Genomic DNA, 18,950 nt, shown 5'->3' on the forward strand with positions numbered 1-18,950 from the left:
CGCTCGCATACCGCCGGGTACAGTCACCAAACTGTTCCGCCCCTGTTGTCGAGGCGAAAGAGAAGCTGGTGGTGAACCAACGTCACCCGTCGGGCGATCCCGGCCCGGCCGATACCGCTTCTGAGTTCTCGTACGCGGCCTTCACCACGAGCCACGAGCAGCCTGCGTACGGCGACTACGACGGACAGGGCGCTCCACCAGGCCACGCAAACGGCTTCGATGCGTACGACGGCTACGCCACCGGCACCTTCGACAACCTCGGCTTCTCGTACGGCCAGGCCGACACCGCGTACGGCACCGCCCAGAACGCCCCCGGCGGATACGCCGCCGGCCAGTGGGACACCGGGCAGTACGACGCGAACGGCCTGTGGGGCGACGGCACCTATACGGGCATTCCCGCCCAACAGGGCTTGGACCAGGCCGAGTACGGCTATACCGCCGCCCAGTGGGACGCCGCCGCGTACGCCGCGAACGGCTACGACACGGGCGCGTACGACACCGGCGCCTTCGCTCCCGGAGCCTTCAACGGGAACGCCTTCGACACCGGGACCTATGACACCGGTGCCTTCGACACGAGCTCCTTCGACGCCGGAGCCCCGCAGCCCGGCGCGTACGACACGGGCGCCTTCGACACCGGCGCGTTCCAGGCGGGCGGCTACGACGCGAGCGCCGCCGACCCCAACGCCACCGGCGCGCACGCCTTCGACACCGGCGCCTTCGATACTGGCGCCTTCGCGACCGGCTCGTACGGCACAGGCCCCGCCGATACCGGCACTTTCGATACCGGGACCTTCGACACAGGCGCCTTCGACACTGGAGCCTTCGACACCGGTGCGTTCCAGACCGGCGCCTACGACACCGCCGCCTTCCCCAACGGTGTGCCGGACAGCGCCGGTTACGCGACCGGTCAGTGGGACAGCGGCGCGTGGGACACGAACGGCCACAGCACTGCGTACGAGGGCTACGAAGGCCACGAGACCTACGGGCAGTTCACCGGGTACGGCCACACCGACGGCTACGGCGACGCGGGCGCGCAGGAACAGCCCCCGCACACCGGCCAGTTCGAGACCATGGCCGTGCCCGGTGCCGGTTTCGGCGCGGGTGAGGCCACGGAGCAGTTCGCGCCCATCGACGCGACCAGCGAGTTCCCCGCGTACGACATCCCCTCGTACGACGGCGTGGAGCACTCGGCCGCCGATGCCCGCCCCGAGCCCTCGGCGATCGTGCCGCCGCAGCCGCGGAGCGGGGGCCGGCGCCGCCCCAAGGCGCGCCGCTCGGCCCTGATGACCGTGGCCGTGCCCTCCGTCGCGGTGCTCGGCGTCGCGGGTGCGGCGGCGGCCTCCGTCGCCAGTTCCGGCACCGACGCCGAAGAGGAGAGCACGACCACCACCCAGGCCGAGGGCGCCACGGGCGGCGGAGGAGGCGGCGCGCCCGTCAAGCCCTCCAAGGCGAACAGCAAGCTGGACTCCCAGTTCGCGAAGCTGTCGGAGGCCGATGACTTCGCCGACCGGGCCAGCCGTACCCAGGAGCGCATCGACCTCAAGAAGCGCCAGGCCGAGGAGCGGAAGCGCAAGGCCGAGGAGGCGGCGCGCAAGGAGGCGATGCGCCCCAAGTTCTCGCTCCCCGTGGACCAGAAGGGGCTGAGCGCCACCTTCGGTTCGGCCGGCGTGAACTGGATGTCGCTGCATTCCGGCATCGACTTCCCCGTCAGCGAGGGCACCCCGGTGAAGGCCGCGACCGACGGCACCGTCACCACCCAATTCGACGTGTCCTTCGGCAACATGGCGAAGGTGACCAGCAAGGACGGTACGGAGACCTGGTACTGCCACCTCAGCAGCACCAAGATCCGATCCGGTGAGGTGAAGGCCGGAGACGTGATCGGCTACTCCGGCACCACCGGCAACTCCACGGGCCCGCACCTCCACTTCGAGGTCCACCCCGGCGGCGGCGACGCCGTCGACCCGCTCCCCTGGCTCCGCGACAAGGGCCTCAACCCGGAGTGATCACCGCTCTCCTCCGCTGACCCGGACCCCCGGGGCAGCGCGCAAGGGCCCGGCGGTCACCGACCAACCGGGCCCTCACGTACAGCCACGTACGACCACGTACGACGGCAACGCGGCGAACCGCCGGAGGCTAGAGCTTCTCCACCGGCGCATACCGCAGCAGCAGCCGCTTCGGCTTCTCGCCGCCGAAGTCGATCGTCGCCTCCGCCTTGTCGCCGATGCCCTTGACCGCGACGACCGTGCCCAGGCCGAAGGTGTCGTGGCTGACCCGGTCGCCCGTCGCCAGCGAGATCGTGGGCTTCTCCCTGCCGCCGCGCCGCGTCGCGAATCCGCTGGGCCCGCCGCCCCCGCCACTCCGGGTGGAGGAGAGCGAGGCGCCGATGCCGCCGCTCGAACTCACCGCCGCGCCCGCGCCCTTGCCCGTGCGCTTCCACTCCACGTACGTCTCCGGGATCTCCTCCAGGAAGCGGGACGGCGGGTTGTACTGCGGCTGGCCCCAGGCGCTGCGCATGCCGGAGCGGGTGACATACAGCCGCTCGCGTGCGCGGGTGATGCCGACGTACGCCAGGCGCCGCTCCTCCTCCAGCTCCTTGGTGTTGCCCAGCGCGCGCATGTGCGGGAAGACGCCGTCCTCCATGCCGGTCAGGAACACCACGGGGAACTCCAGGCCCTTGGCGGTGTGCAGGGTCATCAGCGTGACGACCCCCTGGTCCTCGTCCTCTTCGCCCTCGTCCGGGATCTGGTCGGAGTCGGCGACCAGCGCGACCTGCTCCAGGAAGTCGGCCAGCGTGCCCGGCTCGTCCTCGCCGCGCTCCTGCTCGAACTCCAGGGCCACGGCGGCGAGTTCCTGCAGGTTCTCGATGCGGGTCTCGTCCTGCGGATCGGTCGAGGCCTGCAGCTCGGCGAGATAGCCGGTCTGCTCCAGCACCGCCTCCAGCACGGTCGCGGGTCCCGCGCCGGACTCGACGATCGTACGGAGCTCGTCCATCAGCGCGTTGAAGCGCCGGACGGCGTTCGCGGAGCGCGCGGCCATGCCGTACGCCTCGTCCACCCGGGGCAGCGCCTGCGGGAAGGTGATCTTCTCGCGGGAGGCCAGCGCCTCGATCATGGCCTCGGCGCGGTCGCCGATGCCGCGCTTGGGCACATTGAGGATCCGGCGCATCGAGACCGAGTCCTCGGGGTTGGCGAGCACCCGCAGATAGGCCAGGACGTCGCGGACCTCGCGCCGCTCGTAGAAGCGGACGCCGCCGACCACCTTGTACGGCAGGCCGACGCGGATCAGCACCTCTTCGAAGACGCGGGACTGGGCGTTCGTACGGTAGAAGATCGCGACGTCGGAGGGCTTGGCCTCCCCCGCGTCGGTGAGGCGGTCGATCTCGTCCGCGATGAACTGCGCCTCGTCGTGCTCGGTGTCCGCCACATAGCCGGTGATCGCGCGGCCCGAACCGGCCTGGGTCCACAGGTTCTTGGGGCGGCGGTTCTCATTGCGCTCGATGACGGCGTTGGCGGCGCTGAGGATGGTCTGCGTGGAGCGGTAGTTCTGCTCCAGGAGGATCGTGGTCGCGTCCGGGTAGTCCTCCTCGAACTGGAGGATGTTGCGGATGGTCGCGCCGCGGAACGCGTAGATCGACTGGTCCGCGTCGCCGACCACGCACAGCTCGGCCGGATCGTCCCCGCCGCCGACCAGCTCTCTGACCAGGGCGTACTGGGCGTGGTTGGTGTCCTGGTACTCATCGACGAGCACATGCCGGAAGCGGCGCCTGTAGTGCTCGGCCACGTCAGGGAAGGCGCGCAGCAGATTCACCGTGGTCATGATGATGTCGTCGAAGTCCAGGGCGTTGGCCTCGCGCAGCCGTGCCTGGTACATCGCGTAGGCCTCGGCGAGGGTCTTCTCGAAGCCGTCGGCGGCCTGCGCGGCGAAGTCCTCCTCGTCGACCAGCTCGTTCTTGAGGTTGGAGACCTTGGCGCTGAAGGACTTCGGCGGGAAGCGCTTCGGGTCGAGGTCGAGATCGCGGCAGACCAGGGCCATCAGCCGCTTCGAGTCGGCCGCGTCGTAGATCGAGAAGGACGAGGTGAAGCCCAGCTTCTTCGACTCGCGGCGCAGGATGCGCACGCACGCGCTGTGGAACGTGGACACCCACATCGCCTGCCCGCGCGGGCCGACAAGCTCCTCGACCCGCTCCTTCATCTCGCCCGCGGCCTTGTTGGTGAAGGTGATCGCGAGGATCTGCCCCGGGTGCACGCCCCTGGCGCCGAGCAGATACGCGATGCGGTGGGTCAGCACACGGGTCTTGCCCGAGCCCGCGCCCGCGACGATGAGCAGCGGCGATCCTGTGTGCAGCACGGCGTCGCGCTGCGGCTCGTTCATCCCCTCCAACAGCGCCGCGGTGTCCACGACGGTGCGCGGGGCGCCGTCGCGATACCACGGGTCGCGGGCACCGCCGTCCAAGGCGCCCGCGAAGAGATCGTCGGGTGCCTGCTCGGGGCCCTCGGGATCCGGAGGAGGCGGCGGCTCCTCCTCGGCCGGGGGCTCGAGGTGCGCGAGATAGCTGTCGTCGAAGAGGCTGCTCATCGTCGTCCGAGTCTAGGCGCCACCGCTGACAGGCTGACGCCGTACGCCGGAACCGGCCTGGAAACAGCGGCCCCCGATTCGTTCCCGGCCCGCCCCGGGCGCATTTCCGGGCCGCTCGACGAGGGCGCGGTGAACTCCCCGTACGACCCCTGTGACCTCCCCGTGTGCACTCGGCAACGAAAAGATAACGGACGTATCGCACATCGCCCTTCACATCAGCCACACGCCTTCGCTACCGTGCGTGCGGGCAGTCCGCACCGCTTCGCCGGCGAAAGCGCCGGCACGGGCCGCCCCCGCCGAGTCCGGCCGCACGCGCCGGAGCCGGGGACCCACCGCGTACGCACGTACCGCAGGGGTGAATCGGAGCGCTGACGCGCACCGTAGGGCCGCCTTCCGACGCCCGAACCCGACAGCTAACCCGGTAGGCGGAGCACGGAAGGAGCCGCCGGCCTTGGCGTCCCATCGCAAGCCGCGCACCCGCATACTTCAGTCCGCCAGCACGAAGCGCGGGGCCATAGGCGTCACCACCGCCGCCTTCGCCTCCGTCACCCTCCTCTCCCAGGGCGCCTCGGCCGCACCCTCCGACGACGGGGCGGGCAGCGGCGGCCACACCGGCAGAGCCCCTGTCGAGGATGTGCAGAGGCAGGTGGACCGGCTCTACCACCAGGCCGAGTCCGCCACCCAGAAGTACAACGAGGCCAAGGAGCGCACCCGTTCCCAGCGTTCGAAGCTGGAGGGCGCGCTCAACCAGGTCGCGCAGCGCACCGAGAAGCTCAACGACGCGCGGCGCACGCTCGGCACCTACGCGGCCGCGCAGTACCGCACCGGCGGCATCTCGGAGACCGCCACGCTGCTGCTCACCCAGGATCCGCAGGGCTTCTTCAAGCAGAAGCACATGATGGACAGGATGACCGGCCGCCAGAAGGAGGCCGTCGCCGAGTACGAGAAGCAGCAGCGCGCGGCCGCTTCGCAGCGCTCCGAGGCGACGCAGCGGCTCTCCTCGCTGGCCTCGACGCAGCGCAAGCTCAAGGACAGCAAGCAGGAGGTCCAGGGCAAGCTGGCGGACGCGCGGAAGCTGCTGTCCCGCCTGACCGCGCAGGAGAAGGCCCGGCTCGACGCGCTGGAGCGCAAGAAGGAGGCCGAGGCGCGGCGCAAGGCCGCCGAGGCGGAGAAGCGGGAGCAGGAGCGCCGCGAGCACCAGGGCGGTTCCGATTCCGGCTCCGGTTCTGGTTCCGGTTCCGACGCGGGCTCGGGCTCGGGGGCCGGTTCGCAGGAGGGTTCCGGCGGGGGTTCCTCGGCGTCCTCGAAGGCGGAGAAGGTCATCGCCTTCGCCAAGCAGCAGCTCGGCAAGCCCTACGTCTGGGGCGCCACGGGCCCGTCCTCGTACGACTGCTCCGGGCTCACCCAGGACGCCTGGAAGTCGGCCGGCATATCGCTGCCGCGCACCACCTGGGACCAGGTGAAGATCGGCACGAAGGTCTCCAAGTCCCAGCTCCAGCCCGGTGACTTGGTCTTCTTCTACGACGACATCAGCCATGTGGGCATCTACGCGGGCGGCGGCCAGATGATCCACGCGCCCAAGCCGGGGGCCAACGTGCGCTACGAGTCGATCAACTACATGCCGTTCCACTCGGCGGTGCGGCCGGGCTGACGGCGGGCCGCGGCGCACCGCCGCCCGGGCCTCCGCGCCGGCCGGAAGATCCGGTACGGGCCCGCCCCGCCGCACCCCGGCGGGCGGACCCGTACCGCACTCCTCCGGCCTCCGCTTCTGCTTCCGCTACGCCGGACTCAAGCCCCGCTCAGGTCCACAGGACGGCGATGAAGATGTTCGCCGTGGTCAGCGCGCCGATCGTGCCGAGCACGGAGGACGGCACCTTCTCCTCGTCGCGTTTCACGTAGACCAGGATCAGGACCACCACCAGCAGCGCCAGCTTGATCCCTATCTTGATGTTGTTCACGGGGTTGCTCTCGGCCTGGTTGAGGCCGACCAGCACCGCGCCCGTGACCAGCATGGTCAGCGCGCCGTGCAGCATGCCGGGGGAGATCCGCGCCTCGCCCGTGCGCAGCGACTTCATCTGCGCGAAGAAGCCGCCGAGCAGGGCGGCGATACCGACGATGTGCAGGGCGACGAAGATGTTGATGAGCACGTTCATGGCTCCGGAGGGTATCCGGGGCCATAACACGACCTGTCGGTCAGGGTGGGCGTATGTCCCGCATCGGTCGCGGCCCAACCGGAACGCGTCGCTCCACGGCCCGCGCCGTGAGCCCGCCTCTCCCGCGTGAACGAATGCGGTCAGTCGCGGTCAACGCCGCACGACGGCTCGGGCCGCGCGGCTAGCGTCCTCGCCAGGTGGCCGGCCCCGCCCCTCGGGACCGCCGGCCGCCCCCGCCGAGAACCGGCGGCGGCCGCATTCCCCCTGTGGCGGCCGCCGCCGGTTCCCCTCGCGGGCCGTACGACGCCCGGCGCCGCACCGGCGCCGCACCGGCGCCGCTCAGCACTCAAGGGAGTGACGGCCGCACATGGCCTCCCACCGAAAGACCTCTCCCCGCTCTTTCTCCCCTCGCTCCTCTTCTCCCTCCGCTCTCCCCTCGGCTCCCCGGCACCGCTTCGAACCCCACCCGACACAGGGCTCACGCCCGCACCCTCACCGCAGGCCGCGGGCCCCGTTCTCCGTACCGCTCCCCGCTCCCCTCCCCCGCTCCCTCTCGCTGCCGCTTCCCGCAGGCGCCGCACGCGCGCTGTCCGGGAACGCGGCCCGCGCCGTCCTCACGCTCGCGATCGCCGGCACGGCCACCGCCACCGCGTACGAGGGCTCAGGGCACGCCGCGCCCCGCCCGTCGGCCGAGCAGATCAAGTCCCGCTCCGACGCGCTGCACCGCGAGGCCGAACGGGCAGCCGAACGCTCCAACGGCGCCCAGGAACGCGCCGACCAGGCCAGACACCATCTGGAAGACCTGCGCGACGAGTCGGCGCGACGGCAGTCCCGGCTCAACTCGGCCCGCGACGAACTGGGTTCCTTCGCCACCGCGCAGTACCGGAACGGCGGCCTCGACCCCGCACTGCAACTCGTCCTCTCCTCCTCCCCCTCGGACTACCTCGACCGCGCCGCCGTCACCGAACGCGCCGGCGTCCGCCAGTCGGACGCCGTACGCCAGATCACCGAACAGGCCAGGTCAGCGCGCCAGGTACGCGAGGAGGCCGCGGAGACGGAACGTTCACTCCGGCACGCCTCGGCCGCCGCGCGCGCCCACAAGCGCACGGCCCGCAACAAGGCCGAGGCCGCCGACCGGCTCCTCGACCGCCTCCCTCCGGACGAACGGGCCCGCGTACTCGGCGATCCCCTCCCCCGCTCCGGCGACGACTCCGCCGGCACCCACGCCTCCCACACCAGCCGGGCCCCGGGCGGCGCCGCGGGCCGCGAGGCGCTGGGCAAGGCGTCCGGACGCGCCGCGCAGGCCCTGGCGTTCGCCCGCGCCGCCCTGGGCAAGCCGTACGTCTGGGGCGCGACGGGTCCCGACTCCTACGACTGCTCCGGGCTCACCCAGGCCGCCTGGCGGGCCGCCGGAGTGTCGCTGCCGCGCACCACCTACGCCCAGATCGACGCGGGCACCCGAGTCCCGCGCTCCCAACTCGCCCCAGGCGACCTGGTGTTCTTCTACGACAGCGTCAGCCACGTGGGCATCTACACCGGGAACGGCACGATGATCCACGCCCCGCGCCCCGGCACCGCCGTCCGGTCAGCACCGGTGGACGAGATGCCGTTCGCGGGGGCCGTGCGCCCCGCGTGAGCACGGCGAAGACAGGGTCCGGGTGAGTTCGCGGAGTTCACGGGCCCCACAACTCTGGTCAGTTCACGTACGTACAGGTAGCTTCCGCATCCGTACCGCGTGCGCGATCAAGAGGAGCAGGCCCATGTCGTACCCCGCCGACCCCACGGAACAGGCCGGCGCCGGCACCCACCGCCCGCAGCCGATATCTCCGGAACAGCTCCACTTCGCCCTGCCGCCCGAGCACCTGACCGTCCCGGAGGAACGGCAGCACCGCAAAGAGCGTCTGGCGGCAGCGCTGCGGGTGTTCGCGAAGTTCGGCTACGACGAGGGCGTCGCAGGCCACATCACCGCCCGCGACCCGGAATTCACCGACTGCTTCTGGGTGAACCCCTTCGGCGTCCCCTTCGCCCACGTGACCGTCAGCGATCTCCTCCTCGTCGATGAGCAGGGACATGTCCTGGAGGGCCGCCGGCACGTCAACCAGGCGGCCTTCGTCGTTCACTCACAGGTGCACCAGGCCCGTCCGGACGTCGTCGCCGTCGCCCACAGCCACTCCACCCACGGCCGCGCCCTCTCCTCCCTGGGCGAGCTGCTGGACCCGATCACCCAGGACGTGTGCGCCTTCTACGAGGACCACGCGCTCCTCAACGACTACACCGGCGTCACCGTCGACGAGTCCGAGGGGCGCCGCATCGCCTCGGCGCTCGGCCCGCACAAGGGCCTCATCCTGCGCAATCACGGTCTGCTCACGGTCGGGGACACGGTGGACGCCGCGGCCTGGTGGTTCCACCAGATGGAGCGGGCCTCCGAGATCCAGCTCGCCGCCCGCGCCGCGGGCAAGCCGGTGCTCATCGACCACCGCAACGCCGTCACCACCCGCGAACAGCTCGGCAGCGACCTCGTCGCCTGGATCAACTACCAGCCCCTCTACTCGGCGGTCACCCGCGAAGAACCGGACCTGCTGAGCTGACGCCACTCCCGATAGGGCACAATCCCCCTTCAGCGCTTGGTAGTTGAGAGGCGGGGTTGCACAGTGGCCGTGGACGCGGCACGGGACGGCACGCAGGGTCCGGACGGCAGGGCCGCGGGCGCGGACGATACGGGCCACGCCCCGGACCCCGGTGCGGCCACGGACGCGGCGCACGCGGCGCCGCGCTCCCGTACGGGCAGCCCCGCAGGAACCGAGGACGCGCGCACCACCGACGGCACCGAGGACACGGACCCCCTCGGCAACACCGGCGACGACAGCACAGGCGACGACACCGCCAAGAGCCCTCGCCCCAGCCTCACCGCGCGGGCCAGGGCACTGCTCACCCGGTGGACCCCGCGCCCCTCCTTTCCCCTGCGGCGGCGCCCGGACGACCCGTCCGACCCCCGCTCGGCACGCCGGCAGGCCCTCGCCGACTTCGACCGCCGCCGCGACGAACTCGCCGCGGGAAACGGCGTCCCCGGAGCCCTCACCCACTCCCCCAGCGCCTCCCGCCAGTGGATCTCCGACGAACTGGCCGAAGCCGCCGGAACCCTGGCCGACCGCGCCCGCGAGGAGGGCGCCGCCTGGCTGAACTGCGTGTGGCGGCACACCCTGACCGCCGTCGGCTCCTCGGTCCTGCTCCTGTTCCTCGCTCAACTCCTCTCCTCCCTCCTCACCGCGGGCTGGACCTCCGCCCACACCGCCGGACTGCTCGCCGCGCTCCTCACCGCCGCGCCCCTGACTGCTGCGGCCTACCGTCACCGGTCCAGCGGGGGAGTCCTGGCCCCGCTCACCGGGGAGGACAACCGCCTCTCCACGTCCCGCGCCGTGGCGGCTGCGTGGGTCCTGCTCGTCGTCTACGCCGTTCTCTTCCTCGCCCTCCAACTCGCCTTCGCCGGCGGCACCGCCCGACGCGATGCCCTGCTGTCCGGCCTGGACCTCCCGCGCAGCGGCGGCCTGCTGACCGTTCTGGCACTCGGCTGCGGAGTGGCCGTCTTCCTCCGCCGCACGGTGACCGTCCGCGTGCAGACGCAGCGCCTGCAGAAGGTGCGCGCCGCCCACCCGCGCGCCGCCGACCTGCTCACCGACGACGCGGGCCGCGGTTCCTTTTCCGATGTGCAATACGTGCTGGTGAACGCCGCCGCCCTGCTGTTCGCCGCCGTCCGTCTCGCCCGCCAGCCGGAACAACTCCCCGATCTCCCCTGGGGCCTGGCCCTCCTCGTGGTCGTGTCCATCGCCGCCTACCTGGCCGGCAAGTACGCGGAGGGCGGCCGCCCCGTGGTGCTCTCCGTCGTACGGGCCCGCGAACCCGGCGACCTCCACGCCCCCATCCGCACCGGCGACGACATCGAGATCCGTGGCGCCGGCTTCGTGCCGCCCGGGGCCCACACCCCCGACCGCCTGGCCCGCACGGTGGTCCGTGTGGGCGCGGTGCACGTCAACGTGCCCCTGATCCCGGTTGCCGGCGGTTTCACCAACCCCGCGGACACCACCCTCACGGTCCCGGTCCCCGTGGAGGTCGAACCCGGTCGCGTGGAGATCCAGGTCATCACCGCCGCGGGCGTCGAAACCAACCGCTACACCGTCGACATCGCCGACTGACCCCTCGGGCCGCTCCGTCCTTCACCGCCCCGTTCGCCGTCGTGGGCCCCACCTCCTGCTCTCCGCCGATCCCACCTCCCGGAACTGAGTTCTCCGACCCTCCACTCCGTATCTGCCATCGAAGGGGGCCGCGCGGGAAGAATCACTTCCGCACCCCCGAACCTCCGTGGCCGCCCGGCCACCCGGCGCCACGGCGACTCGCACTCCGACACCCGGCTCTCTCCGGAAGGCGGTACGCGGATGTCACTCGCGGATCGGATGGACAACGGCGACAGGCCGAAGTCGATCAGCAACTTCGACGGCCCCGTGACCGGCGGGTCCGTAGGCCTGCGGGCCACCGCGGCGCGCTACGCGCTGCTCCCCTTGCGGGCCTTCCTCGGCATCACCTTCATCTATGCGGGACTCGACAAGCTCACCGACCCTGCCTTCTTCGGCAATGGACCCCAGTCACTCGCGGCACAACTGGGGGCCGCGCACAGCACCGCCGGTGTGCCCGCCCTGATAGACCTGGCACAGCACAGTCCGAAGGGTTTCGGCATCGCCATCGCCCTGGGGGAACTGCTCGTCGGCATCGGCACCCTGATCGGCCTCTGGGCCCGCCTCGCTGCTCTGGGCGGCGCCTGCCTCTCACTGACCTTCCTGCTGACCATGAGCTGGTCCACCACCCCCTACTACTACGGCAACGACCTTCCCTATCTGATGGCCTGGACCGCGCTGGTCTGCGCGGGCGCCCCGATGTACTCCCTGGACTCCCTGCTGCGGAACCACCGGCGACGAAGGGGCCAGCGCATCTTCGGCTAGGGCCGCCACCCCCGGTTCTGCTCCCGGTGGGTCGCTCGGCGGGTCATTCGGTCAGGGAGCCGTCGCTCCCTCGCCGATGGCCGCTACGCCTCCGGTCCCTCCGTGCGATGCGGAGCATCCGCCGGTATCGGGTCGGCCCCGCTCCCGGAACCGTTCGCGGCGGCTCCGACTCCCGCATCGCCGGCCCCGCTTGATCCCCGGGAGAGGCGCCGCCTGACTATGTACGTCGTCACCGCGGTCGCCGCGGCGGCCACCAGAGCGACCGGCACGAGTATCAGCAGCAGCCACGCCGGCACCTGCCACTCGCCGAGCGCGTCCATCACGTAGGCGAGGGCGGCGCCCAGCAATATGACGCCGAGCAGCAGCCGTGCGGGCTCGAAGCGGTGCCGGATCATCGCAGGGCCTCCTCACGGAAGGTGACGGGCTCAGCGGGGTGGGCTTCCGCCCCGCCGCCCCGTGCCTCGCCAAGCGGATCTTGGCTCGGGTCATTCGCGGTGGCCCGTGGAGCCGCCGCCATGGATCGTGCGGTGCCGGGAGCCTTCTGGTCCGAACGACCGTCGGGTGTCTCCCTGACGACCTCGCCCTGGCCCACACCGACCCTCAGCTTCAGGGCGATGGTCCCCTTCGGCTTGGTCGAAGAGTCCAGCGGCTTGAGCGTGGTGGTCAGGCTGCGGTCCAGTCCGCCGGAGGACTCGTGCAGCGGCCGGCCTTCGGTGGTGGCCCCGCGCGGGACCCGGATCTCGCCCGCGTCCACATGTCCGTCGAGCCGCACGGTGACGTCCTCCGGGACCAGCACCGTGAGCTGTCCCGCGCCCGTCCTCGCCTCGGTCCGCACCGTCTGGCCGCGCTTCAAGTCGAGCCTGCGCAGGTCGAGTTCGCCCCTGCCTCCGTCCATGCGGTATGTGGGCTGCAGTGCCTCGGCTGTGGTGGGCTCCCATCGCCGGTTGTCCCAGTGCGTACCGATGTCCTTGGGCAGCGCGGCGGCTCCGGCCAGCAGCAGCGCGGTCAGGATGACCGCGACCACGGTGCCCCCTCCGAGCCGCCCGGCGAAGGAGCTGACCACCAGGCCCACGCCGAACACCGCGAGCGCACAGGCCAGTCCGACGGTGAGGCTCGTGCCGAGCGGGCGGATGTCCCAGAGCGCCGCGGTCCCGATTCCCGCCGCGGCGACGGCGGCCACGAACACCAGGCCCCCTATGGACCGCTGCCGGGTCCTCTCCGGAGGCCTCCAGCCGGTGGGCCGCATCCCGGCTCCGCCGCCGGGCCCCGGTCCGGCCCACGTGGACCCGTCCTTGGCCAGCTTCTCCGGGCCCCAGAGATATCCGGTGCCAGTGCCAGCGCCGACTTCAGCGCCATGAGTGCCTTCGTACGTCACGTACCAGCCGCTCTTCTTCAGCGGGTCCTGCCACCACTGGGGCACCTCGCTCATGGGCGGGGCCTGCGCCTCCGGTGGCGCCTCGGCGACCGCGTGGGCGGTGGCGGGATCGACCGGCGCACCCCCGTCGGCCTCGGCCGCCTCGCTCTGGCGACGGTGCCGGGACCAATAGGCCGCACCCGCCACGGCGGCCACGAGCATCACGGAGAAGGGCGTGATGTCGTTGCCGAGGGAGGCGAGGAAGAGGCCGCAGCCCGCCAGGGCGCAGAGGAAGGCGGCCAGCGAACCGCCCTCCAGCCGCCCGGAGAGCAGCTTCCGCAGCTCGTTCTCCTTCTCCCCCAACGCCGGGATGAGCAGCCACGCGCAGCCGTAGAAGATGAGCCCCAGGCCGCCGATGACCGACAGCACGGCGAGCGGCACGCGGAAGACGACCGGGTCCACGTCGAAATACCGGCCGAGCCCGGCGCAGACCCCGCCCGCCACTTTGTGCTTGCGGCTGCGCCGAATCCGGCGCGTGCCCTCTCCGCCGTCGCTCCCCGTCCCGGCGCCCGGCCCCGCGCCGGGGCCGACGTCACCGAGCTCGCCGTAAAGGCGTCGCGCCGCTTCCTCGGCCGGCGTCTCACCGCCCCCGCCCACACCCGCGGCGGCCTCAGGAGGCGGGCCTCCCGTGCCGTGCGTGTGCGCGCCGCGCTCCGGTGGCGGCTGCTGCTCATCCGTCATACGCACATCGTCGCCTCCCCTCCCCCTCCCCCACATCCGGGACCATCCCCGAAAGAACCCTGAGATCTGCGGCCCTCCAGGCCCGGATCCGGGCCTGAAACCTCAGGGATCGGTCAGGGATGGACCCTGATGCCGCGGCGGCCCCGCCCGTGTGACTATCGGTGCATGACCGCCGCATCCACGTTCGGCGCCGCACCGGGACCCGCGGCAGCCGCCCTCGACGAGCCGCCTCCGCGCAAGCTCTACCGGAGCGCGGAGGGCCGCATGCTCGGCGGTGTCGCGCGCGGTCTCGCGGGTCACCTGGGCCTGCCGGTCTCGTGGGTGCGCATCGTGATCCTCGCGCTCTGCGCGGCGAACGGGCTGGGGGTGCTGCTCTATGCGGCGTTCTGGTTCGTCGTCCCGCTCGGCGCCGGGGGCGTCAGCTCCCCGCCGCGCGCGAAGACCTCCGCGGCGGCAGGGCCGGACGCGACGGACGCCGACGGCAGACGCCGCAGAGCCGTACGCAAGCCCGACAAGGGCCAGCTCCTCGCCCTCCTCGCGCTGATCGTCACGGGCATCGTGCTGGCCGAGCGGCTCCAGATCGGCCGGGCCAACACCTATCTGTGGCCGGTGCTGCTGATCGGCCTCGGCGTGGTGGTGGTCTGGCGCCAGGCCGACAACGCGCGGCGCGCACGGTGGGCCGAAGTGAGCCGCCGCACCCGGCTGTTGCCCCTCGCGCGCATAACGGCCGGAGTGCTGCTGGTCGCCGTCGGGGTCAGCGGCATAGTGGTGGTCCAGGGTTCGGTCCGTCATCTGGGGGCCGCGCTCCAGGCCGCGCTCGCCATCCTCGCCGGGGTCGTCCTCCTGGCGATCCCCTTCCTGCGGCGGACGTTCCAGGACCTCTCCGACGAGCGACGGCTGCGCATCCGCATTCAGGAGCGCGCAGAAATCGCCGCGCACGTCCACGACTCGGTGCTGCACACCCTGACGTTGATCCAGCGCAATGCCGAGCAGCCCCGCGAAGTCGCACGGCTGGCCCGCTCCCAGGAGCGCGAGCTGCGCAAATGGCTCTACACCCGGGGCGCGCGGGACGAGGAGCCCGAGACTCCTCAGACCCTCGCCGCTGCGGTCAAGGAGACGGCGGGCGAGGTGGAGGACGACCACGGTGTGCCGGTCGAGGTCGTCAATGTCGGCGACTGCCCTCTCGACGAGCGGCTGGGCGCACAGATACAGGCGGCGCGCGAAGCGATGGTCAATGCCGCCAAGTACGGTGGCGAAGGCGGCGCGGTGCAGGTGTTCGCCGAGGTCGAGGGAGGCACCGTCTTCATCTCCGTGCGGGACCGCGGACCCGGCTTCGACCTGGACACGGTGCCGGCCGACCGGATGGGCGTCCGCGAATCCATCATCGGCCGCATGGAGCGCAACGGGGGAACGGCGCGGGTGCGCTCGGCTCCGGGCGAGGGGACAGAGGTGGAGCTGAAGATGGAGAGGGCGACGGAATCGTGAACGACGAAGCAATGGGCGGCCAGACGCCGGACGACGCGGCGCGGGCCGGCACGGCGCCGGATGGGACACCGTCGGGCGAGGCCCCACTGGACGGGGCGTCCACGGACGAGGCCGCGCAGGGCGGCGCGGCGGAGAGCGGCGCGAAGCGGCAGGTGCGGGTCGTGCTCGTCGACGACCACCGGATGTTCCGCGCGGGTGTCGAGGCCGAGATCGGTGTCACGGACGTGACCCATGTCGATGTGGTCGGCGAGGCGGGGGACGTCGACCAGGCGGTCTCCGTCATCGCCACGTCCCGCCCCGATGTGGTCCTGCTGGATGTGCACCTGCCGGGCGGCGGAGGCGTCGAAGTCCTGCGCCGCTGCGCCGACTTGGCCGCTGATACGGACGCGCCGGTGCGGTTCCTCGCGCTGTCGGTTTCGGATGCGGCCGAGGACGTCATCGGCGTGATCCGGGGCGGTGCGCGCGGCTATGTCACCAAGACCATCACGGGCCAGGACCTGGTGGCCGCGATCTTCCGGGTGGCCGAGGGGGACGCGGTGTTCTCGCCGCGGCTGGCCGGGTTCGTGCTCGACGCCTTCGCCTCCACCGATGCTCCGCCCGTGGACGAGGACCTCGACCGGCTGACGCAGCGCGAGCGCGAGGTTCTGCGCCTGATCGCCCGCGGCTATGCGTACAAGGAGGTGTCCAGGGAGCTCCACATCTCCATCAAGACGGTGGAGTCCCATGTGTCCGCGGTTCTCCGCAAGCTCCAGCTCAGCAACCGCAATGAGCTCACCCGCTGGGCGACGGCCCGACGCCTGGTCTGAGAGGCGGCTCCAGTCGCTCCAGGCGCTCCAGCCGCCGGGCGGACCGCTCGGCGGCGAGTGACCCACGGGTGCCGTCGTAGCGACGACTGCTGCCAAAACAGCAGTGCCGCCGCTCCGAGGGCGGAGCGGCGGCACCGAGTACGGCCCGGAGGGGCCTCAGCGGGAGGTCACTCCCACTCGATGGTCCCCGGGGGCTTGCTGGTGACGTCGAGGGTCACGCGGTTGACCTCGGAGACCTCGTTGGTGATCCGTGTCGAGATGCGGGACAGCACGTCGTAGGGCAGGCGCGACCAGTCGGCGGTCATCGCGTCCTCGGAGGACACGGGCCGCAGCACGATGGGGTGACCGTAGGTGCGGCCGTCGCCCTGCACACCGACCGAACGCACGTCGGCGAGCAGCACCACGGGGCACTGCCAGATCTCGCGGTCGAGACCGGCGTTGGTCAGTTCCTCGCGGGCGATGGCGTCGGCCTCGCGCAGGATGTCCAGCCGCTCGCGGTTCACGGCGCCGACGATGCGGATGCCGAGGCCGGGACCCGGGAAGGGCTGGCGCTGGACGATCTCGTCGGGCAGGCCGAGCTCCTTGCCGACCATCCGGACCTCGTCCTTGAACAGCTTCCGCAGCGGCTCGACCAGCTGGAACTCGATGTCCTCGGGGAGCCCGCCCACGTTGTGGTGGGACTTGATGTTCGCGGTGCCGGTGCCGCCGCCGGACTCGACCACGTCCGGGTAGAGGGTGCCCTGCACCAGGAAGGCGACGTCCTCACCGGCCGCGCCCGCCTCGGCGACCAGCTCGGCCTGCGCCTGCTCGAAGACGCGGATGAACTCGCGCCCGATGATCTTCCGCTTCTCCTCCGGGTCGGAGACGCCGGACAGCGCGTCCAGGAAGCGCTCGGAGGCGTCGACGACCTTGAGCTGGGCGCCCGTCGCCGCGACGAAGTCCTTCTCGACCTGCTCCGACTCGCCCTTGCGCATGAGGCCGTGGTCGACGTACACGCAGGTCAGCTGGGTGCCGATGGCCTTGTTGACCAGCGCTGCCGCGACCGCCGAGTCGACGCCGCCGGACAGCCCGCAGATGGCGCGCTTGCTGCCGACCCGCTCGCGGATCTCCTCGACCTGCTCGTCGACGATGCTCGTGGTGGTCCAGGAGGGGGTGAGCCCCGCGCCCCGGTAGAGGAAGTGCTCCAGCACCTGCTGCCCGTAGGTGGAGTGCATGACCTCCGGGTGGTGCTGCACGCCGTACAGCTTCCGCTCATCGTTCTCGAAGGCGGCGACCGGGACCATGTCGGTGGACGCGGTGACCGAGAAGCCCTCCGGCGCGGCGGAGCAGGCGTCGCCGTGCGACATCCACACCTGCTGCTCGGCGGGCGTGCCCTCGAAGAGGGTCGAGTCGGGCTTGCTCACGGACAGGTCCGTGCGGCCGTACTCGCGGCTGCCGGTGTTGTCGACGGTGCCGCCGAGCGCCTGCGCCATCAGCTGGAAGCCGTAGCACATGCCGAAGACCGGCACCCCGGCCTCGAAGAGCTCCCGCTCCAGGGAGGGGGCGTCCTCCGCGTACACCGAGGAGGGGCCGCCGGAGAGGATGATCGCCGCGGGGTTCTTCGCGAGGATCTCGGACACCGGCATGGTGGACGGCACGATCTCGCTGTAGACCCGGGCCTCGCGCACACGGCGGGCGATGAGCTGGGCGTACTGCGCGCCGAAGTCGACGACCAGGACGGTGTCGACGGGTGTGTCTGACGGGCGGCGGGTAGGAGCCACGGAGCTGCCTTTCGGCGGTCGAGCTGGGGGTGGACTTTCGATTCTAACGGGGTGCGTGAGCGGTCCGGTCTGCCCGTAGTGGCCCGCCCCTGGGTGACGCCCCCGTACGGGACTCCCCCGGGCCCTCGCCGAGGTCGCCGCCGAGCCCGCCCAGCCCCTAGGGGAACCCTGCCCCTAAGGGGATGCCCCTGCCCTGAGCCACCCCCTAGGGGTCAGGGTTGGTACGGGGCGTGAGGCGGTGCATACTGGCGGACATGTTCAAGCACACGACCAGCTTCTGGTTTACCTATGGCACCGGCCCGTCCGGCTGCCGAGGTCGTGCTGCTTGATCTACTGACAAGCCACTCACCAGGCGCCCCGGGCCACTCAAGGCCCGGGGCGCCTGGCGTTTCCGCTCCCCGGGCCCTGAGCGGCCGGGCGCCGGCACCGACCGGAGGAGCAGGAACATGAGCGTCAGCACAGAGGGCACCGAGGACACCACGGCGGCGAACGAGATCACCGGGGCGCGCGGCCGGATCGACGCGCTCGACCACAAGATCATCGCGCTGGTCCAGGAGCGGATGGCGGTCTCCGAACGTATTCAGCGCGCCCGGATGAGTACCGGAGGACGGCGCGTCCACCTGGCCAGGGAGATGGAGATCCTCGACCACTACAGGCGCGAACTGGGCCGCCCCGGAACGCAGTTGGCGATGACCCTGCTGGGTCTGTGCCGCGGAGGCCTGTAGTTCCCCCTAGGGGGCGACCCCCTGGACCTCGGGGCGGGCCGGTCACCCGTACGGCGCGTGACCGGCCCGCAGGGGGCTTCGTTGGACGAGGTGTCCCCGATGCCAGCTGGGCGCCCGGCGGCAAGGGGCGGCACCACCGGAGCGATGTGACGCCCGTGCTCACCCGCGCGGCGGGGACGGCAGCGTCGTGGGACCTTCGCCCCGGTGCCCGTGACCGGACAGCAGGGGACAGCAGCCCGGTCACCCATCCCCGCCGGCGGCGGGGGCAGCGGCCGGGGCCCGGGGGCGCCCCCGGGCCCCCCGCCCCCCGGCCACAGTGGGGCCCCCGCCCCCCCCCCCCCCCCGCGGGGGGCGCAACCG

General features: G+C 71.8%; 14 protein-coding genes and 1 riboswitch. Of the genes, 9 read left to right on the forward strand and 5 right to left on the reverse strand.

All coding sequences use genetic code 11. The features are described 5' to 3' along the window. The first annotated feature begins 68 nt into the window (after positions 1–68). Positions 69–2,003, forward strand: coding sequence for a M23 family metallopeptidase (locus tag ABEE00_RS33485; RefSeq protein WP_345749553.1), 1,935 nt, complete (start codon positions 69–71; stop codon positions 2,001–2,003). Positions 2,004–2,133: 130 nt separating this feature from the next. Here ABEE00_RS33485 and pcrA read toward each other — a convergent pair whose 3' ends face one another. Beyond that, positions 2,134–4,575: a DNA helicase PcrA gene (gene pcrA / locus ABEE00_RS33490; protein ID WP_345749554.1), complete on the reverse strand. Its 2,442-nt coding sequence runs from the start codon at positions 4,573–4,575 to the stop codon at positions 2,134–2,136. A gap of 294 nt (positions 4,576–4,869) precedes the next feature. Beyond that, a riboswitch (cyclic di-AMP (ydaO/yuaA leader) is annotated at positions 4,870–5,003 on the forward strand. A gap of 23 nt (positions 5,004–5,026) precedes the next feature. On the opposite strand from pcrA, the gene ABEE00_RS33495 reads away from it, so the two are divergent. Beyond that, positions 5,027–6,226: a C40 family peptidase gene (locus ABEE00_RS33495; protein WP_345749555.1), complete on the forward strand. Its 1,200-nt coding sequence runs from the start codon at positions 5,027–5,029 to the stop codon at positions 6,224–6,226. 148 nt (positions 6,227–6,374) lie between these two features. On the opposite strand, the gene ABEE00_RS33500 is transcribed toward ABEE00_RS33495, so the two are convergent. Then, a complete protein-coding gene (locus ABEE00_RS33500; protein WP_345749556.1) occupies positions 6,375–6,728 on the reverse strand; it encodes a hypothetical protein in 354 nt (117 codons plus the stop codon). A 367-nt stretch (positions 6,729–7,095) separates the two neighbouring features. Between ABEE00_RS33500 and ABEE00_RS33505 the strand changes: the two genes are divergently transcribed. The 4 genes from ABEE00_RS33505 (at position 7,096) to ABEE00_RS33520 (ending at position 11,719) form a co-directional block, all read left to right on the forward strand. Continuing rightward, positions 7,096–8,364 carry a C40 family peptidase gene (locus tag ABEE00_RS33505; RefSeq protein ID WP_345749557.1) on the forward strand — a complete coding sequence of 423 codons (1,269 nt, stop codon included), beginning with the start codon at positions 7,096–7,098 and terminating at the stop codon, positions 8,362–8,364. 124 nt (positions 8,365–8,488) lie between these two features. Continuing rightward, positions 8,489–9,316 carry a class II aldolase/adducin family protein gene (locus ABEE00_RS33510; RefSeq protein ID WP_345749558.1) on the forward strand — a complete coding sequence of 276 codons (828 nt, stop codon included), beginning with the start codon at positions 8,489–8,491 and terminating at the stop codon, positions 9,314–9,316. A 336-nt stretch (positions 9,317–9,652) separates the two neighbouring features. Beyond that, a complete protein-coding gene (locus ABEE00_RS33515) occupies positions 9,653–10,918 on the forward strand; it encodes a hypothetical protein (protein WP_451918732.1) in 1,266 nt (421 codons plus the stop codon). 240 nt (positions 10,919–11,158) lie between these two features. Next, positions 11,159–11,719 carry a DoxX family protein gene (locus ABEE00_RS33520; protein ID WP_345749559.1) on the forward strand — a complete coding sequence of 187 codons (561 nt, stop codon included), beginning with the start codon at positions 11,159–11,161 and terminating at the stop codon, positions 11,717–11,719. 83 nt (positions 11,720–11,802) lie between these two features. Here ABEE00_RS33520 and ABEE00_RS33525 read toward each other — a convergent pair whose 3' ends face one another. Both ABEE00_RS33525 and ABEE00_RS33530 read right to left on the reverse strand, forming a co-directional pair. Next, a complete protein-coding gene (locus ABEE00_RS33525) occupies positions 11,803–12,114 on the reverse strand; it encodes a hypothetical protein (protein ID WP_345749560.1) in 312 nt (103 codons plus the stop codon). Next, positions 12,111–13,814 carry a PspC domain-containing protein gene (locus tag ABEE00_RS33530; RefSeq protein WP_345749561.1) on the reverse strand — a complete coding sequence of 568 codons (1,704 nt, stop codon included), beginning with the start codon at positions 13,812–13,814 and terminating at the stop codon, positions 12,111–12,113. The genes ABEE00_RS33525 and ABEE00_RS33530 overlap by 4 nt, the downstream gene beginning before the upstream one ends. 165 nt (positions 13,815–13,979) lie before the next feature. On the opposite strand from ABEE00_RS33530, the gene ABEE00_RS33535 reads away from it, so the two are divergent. Together ABEE00_RS33535 and ABEE00_RS33540 are read left to right on the forward strand one after the other, a co-directional pair. Then, the gene (locus tag ABEE00_RS33535) at positions 13,980–15,299 is read left to right on the forward strand and encodes a PspC domain-containing protein (protein ID WP_345749562.1); all 1,320 of its coding nucleotides are present in this window, start codon (positions 13,980–13,982) and stop codon (positions 15,297–15,299) included. Beyond that, positions 15,296–16,105: a response regulator transcription factor gene (locus ABEE00_RS33540; RefSeq protein WP_345749563.1), complete on the forward strand. Its 810-nt coding sequence runs from the start codon at positions 15,296–15,298 to the stop codon at positions 16,103–16,105. Before ABEE00_RS33535 ends, ABEE00_RS33540 begins: the two co-directional genes overlap by 4 nt. A 167-nt stretch (positions 16,106–16,272) precedes the next feature. On the opposite strand, the gene guaA is transcribed toward ABEE00_RS33540, so the two are convergent. Further along, entirely contained in the window at positions 16,273–17,865 is a 1,593-nt protein-coding gene (gene guaA, locus ABEE00_RS33545) for a glutamine-hydrolyzing GMP synthase (protein WP_345749564.1), read from the reverse strand. Positions 17,866–18,311: 446 nt separating this feature from the next. On the opposite strand from guaA, the gene ABEE00_RS33550 reads away from it, so the two are divergent. Further along, positions 18,312–18,590, forward strand: coding sequence for a chorismate mutase (locus ABEE00_RS33550; RefSeq protein WP_345749565.1), 279 nt, complete (start codon positions 18,312–18,314; stop codon positions 18,588–18,590). Positions 18,591–18,950: the final 360 nt, after the last annotated feature.

The sequence above is a fragment of the Streptomyces odontomachicola genome, assembly GCF_039605595.1.
Taxonomy (GTDB): domain Bacteria; phylum Actinomycetota; class Actinomycetes; order Streptomycetales; family Streptomycetaceae; genus Streptomyces.

Coding starts and splice junctions, on each gene's coding strand:
- ABEE00_RS33535 (WP_345749562.1), top strand. CDS start 13,980: ATGACCGCCGCATCCACGTTCGGCGCCGCACCGGGACCCGCGGCAGCC.
- ABEE00_RS33530 (WP_345749561.1), bottom strand. CDS start 13,814: ATGACGGATGAGCAGCAGCCGCCACCGGAGCGCGGCGCGCACACGCAC.
- ABEE00_RS33510 (WP_345749558.1), top strand. CDS start 8,489: ATGTCGTACCCCGCCGACCCCACGGAACAGGCCGGCGCCGGCACCCAC.
- ABEE00_RS33520 (WP_345749559.1), top strand. CDS start 11,159: ATGTCACTCGCGGATCGGATGGACAACGGCGACAGGCCGAAGTCGATC.
- ABEE00_RS33500 (WP_345749556.1), bottom strand. CDS start 6,728: ATGAACGTGCTCATCAACATCTTCGTCGCCCTGCACATCGTCGGTATC.
- ABEE00_RS33550 (WP_345749565.1), top strand. CDS start 18,312: ATGAGCGTCAGCACAGAGGGCACCGAGGACACCACGGCGGCGAACGAG.
- pcrA (WP_345749554.1), bottom strand. CDS start 4,575: ATGAGCAGCCTCTTCGACGACAGCTATCTCGCGCACCTCGAGCCCCCG.
- ABEE00_RS33525 (WP_345749560.1), bottom strand. CDS start 12,114: ATGATCCGGCACCGCTTCGAGCCCGCACGGCTGCTGCTCGGCGTCATA.
- ABEE00_RS33505 (WP_345749557.1), top strand. CDS start 7,096: ATGGCCTCCCACCGAAAGACCTCTCCCCGCTCTTTCTCCCCTCGCTCC.